A 3,257-nucleotide genomic window follows, 5' to 3' on the forward strand; every position below is an offset into this window, starting at 1 on the left:
GCGTGGCAACGTCCTACCCTTGCAGGGGGCGATCCCCCAACTACTCTTGGCGTGCTGAAGCTTAACTTCTGTGTTCGGCATGGGAACAGGTGTATCCTTCAGGCTTTCGCCACCACACTTAGAAAGAACTTCGTTCTCTCAAAACTAGATAATATCTTCTCTGCCCGATTAACTTCCACTTCTTTTTGCTTGGTTAAGTCCTCGACCGATTAGTATTAGTCCGCTTCACGTATCACTACGCTTCCACTTCTAACCTATCTACCTGATCATCTTTCAGGGGTCTTACTTCCATAAAGGAATGGGAAATCTCATCTCGAGGCGAGTTTCACACTTAGATGCTTTCAGCGTTTATCTCATCCATACATAGCTACCCAGCTGTGCGCCTGGCGGCGCAACTGGTACACCAGCGGTATGTCCATCCCGGTCCTCTCGTACTAGGGATAGCTCCTCTCAAATTTCCTGCGCCCGCGACGGATAGGGACCGAACTGTCTCACGACGTTCTGAACCCAGCTCGCGTACCGCTTTAATGGGCGAACAGCCCAACCCTTGGGACCAACTACAGCCCCAGGATGCGATGAGCCGACATCGAGGTGCCAAACCTCCCCGTCGATGTGAACTCTTGGGGGAGATAAGCCTGTTATCCCCAGGGTAGCTTTTATCCGTTGAGCGATGGCCCTTCCATATGGTACCACCGGATCACTAAGCCCGACTTTCGTCCCTGCTCGACCTGTATGTCTCGCAGTCAAGCTCCCTTCTGCCTTTACACTCTTTGAATGATTTCCAACCATTCTGAGGGAACCTTTGGGCGCCTCCGTTACTATTTAGGAGGCGACCGCCCCAGTCAAACTGCCAACCAGACACTGTCTCCGAGCACGTTGAGTGCTCAGGGTTAGAGTGTTCACATAGCAAGGGTAGTATCCCAATGACGCCTCCGCCGAAGCTAGCGCTCCGGTTTCAATGGCTCCTACCTATCCTGTACAAGCTGTGCAAACACCCAATATCAAGCTACAGTAAAGCTCCATGGGGTCTTTCCGTCCTGTCGCGGGTAACCTGCTTCTTCACAGGTATCTTAATTTCACCGAGTCTCTCGTTGAGACAGTGCCCAGATCGTTACGCCTTTCGTGCGGGTCGGAACTTACCCGACAAGGAATTTCGCTACCTTAGGACCGTTATAGTTACGGCCGCCGTTTACTGGGGCTTCATTTCGGAGCTTCGCCGAAGCTAACTCTTCCACTTAACCTTCCAGCACCGGGCAGGCGTCAGCCCCTATACGTCATCTTACGATTTTGCAGAAACCTGTGTTTTTGATAAACAGTCGTCTGGGCCTCTTCACTGCGGCTGTCCGTTAGGACAGCACCCCTTCTTCCGAAGTTACGGGGTCATTTTGCCGAGTTCCTTAACGAGAGTTCTCTCGCTCACCTGAGGATACTCTCCTCGACTACCTGTGTCGGTTTGCGGTACGGGTAGTTATTAACTCGCTAGAAGCTTTTCTCGGCAGCGTGACATCAGTTGCTTCCCTACTATAATTTCGGTCCTCATCGTCGCTTGTCAACTCGATCAAAAGCATTTCTCTCTTGACCTGACTTACGACTTGAACATCCATCTCCATCAGGATGCACAACTTAGCCTTCTGCGTTCCTCCATCACTCAAACGTTAATAACTAGTACAGGAATCTCAACCTGTTATCCATCGTCTACGCCTCTCGGCCTCGACTTAGGTCCCGACTAACCCTGGGTGGACGAGCCTTCCCCAGGAAACCTTAGTCATTCGGTGAATCAGATTCTCACTGATTTTTCGCTACTCATACCGGCATTCTCACTTCTAAGCGCTCCACTAGTCCTTACGGTCTAGCTTCATTGCCCTTAGAACGCTCTCCTATCACGCGACAAAGTCGCGTCCGCAGTCTCGGTAATATGCTTAGCCCCGGTAAATTTTCGGCGCAGAATCACTCGACTAGTGAGCTATTACGCACTCTTTAAATGGTGGCTGCTTCTGAGCCAACATCCTAGTTGTCTATGCAACTCCACTGCCTTTTCCACTTAGCATATATTTAGGGACCTTAACTGGCGGTCTGGGCTGTTCCCCTTTCGACGATGGATCTTATCACTCATCGTCTGACTCCCGGATATAAATCAATGGTATTCGGAGTTTATCTGAACTTAGTAATCCAAGACGGACCCCTTGTCCAAACAGTGGCTCTACCTCCATGATTCTAAATCCGAGGCTAACCCTAAAGCTATTTCGGAGAGAACCAGCTATCTCCAAGTTCGTTTGGAATTTCACCGCTATCCACACCTCATCCCAGCACTTTTCAACGTACACGGGTTCGGACCTCCGGTGCGTATTACCGCACTTTCATCCTGGACATGGATAGATCACCTGGTTTCGGGTCTATGGCAACATACTTCAACGCCCTATTCAGACTCGCTTTCGCTTCGGCTCCGCTTTTTCAACTTAACCTTGCATGCAACTATAACTCGCCGGTTCATTCTACAAGAGGCACGCTATCACCCTTAAACGGGCTCTAACTGCTTGTAGGCACATGGTTGCAGGAACTATTTCACTCCCCTTCCGGGGTGCTTTTCACCTTTCCCTCACGGTACTGGTTCACTATCGGTCACTAGGTAGTATTTAGCCTTGGGAGATGGTCCTCCCGGCTTCCGACGACGTTTCACGTGTGTCGCCGTACTCAGGATCCTGAACTGAGGGAACCTGATTTCGTCTACTGGGCTATCACCATCTATGGCTCAGCTTCCCAACTGATTCGACTATCAGATTCTTTTGTAACTCAAATGTTCAGTCCTACAACCCCGACCAGTAAACTGATCGGTTTGGGCTGTTCCCCGTTCGCTCGCCGCTACTGAGGGAATCGAAATTTTTTTCTACTCCTGCGGGTACTTAGATGTTTCAGTTCCCCGCGTCTACCGCACGGCAGCTATGAATTCACTGTCGTGCAATCATCGACTAAGATGATTGGGTTTCCCCATTCGGAAATCTCCGGATCAAAGCTTACGTACAGCTCCCCGAAGCATATCGGTGTTAGTTCCGTCCTTCATCGGCTCCTAGTACCAAGGCATTCACCATGCGCCCTTAATAACTTAACCTGCATCACTTCGTGATGTAAGTTATTGAGTATTTGCGATTTAAACTATTTTAAAAAACTCAAATAACGTAGTGGTTATTTCTCGGTTAAAATTATAATTAAAATATAATTAATACAGAAAATAATATTATCTAGTTTTCAAAGAACAAAGT

2 rRNA genes are annotated in these 3,257 nt (G+C 49.0%); both read right to left on the bottom strand.

Going from position 1 to position 3,257, the window contains the following annotated elements:
* A 5S ribosomal RNA gene (gene rrf / locus AC6UD6_RS06905) occupies positions 1–117 on the bottom strand.
* A gap of 72 nt (positions 118–189) precedes the next feature.
* A 23S ribosomal RNA gene (locus tag AC6UD6_RS06910) occupies positions 190–3,106 on the bottom strand.
* Positions 3,107–3,257 lie beyond the last annotated feature (151 nt).

Source organism: Fructilactobacillus sp. X8R2C1, assembly GCF_059900955.1.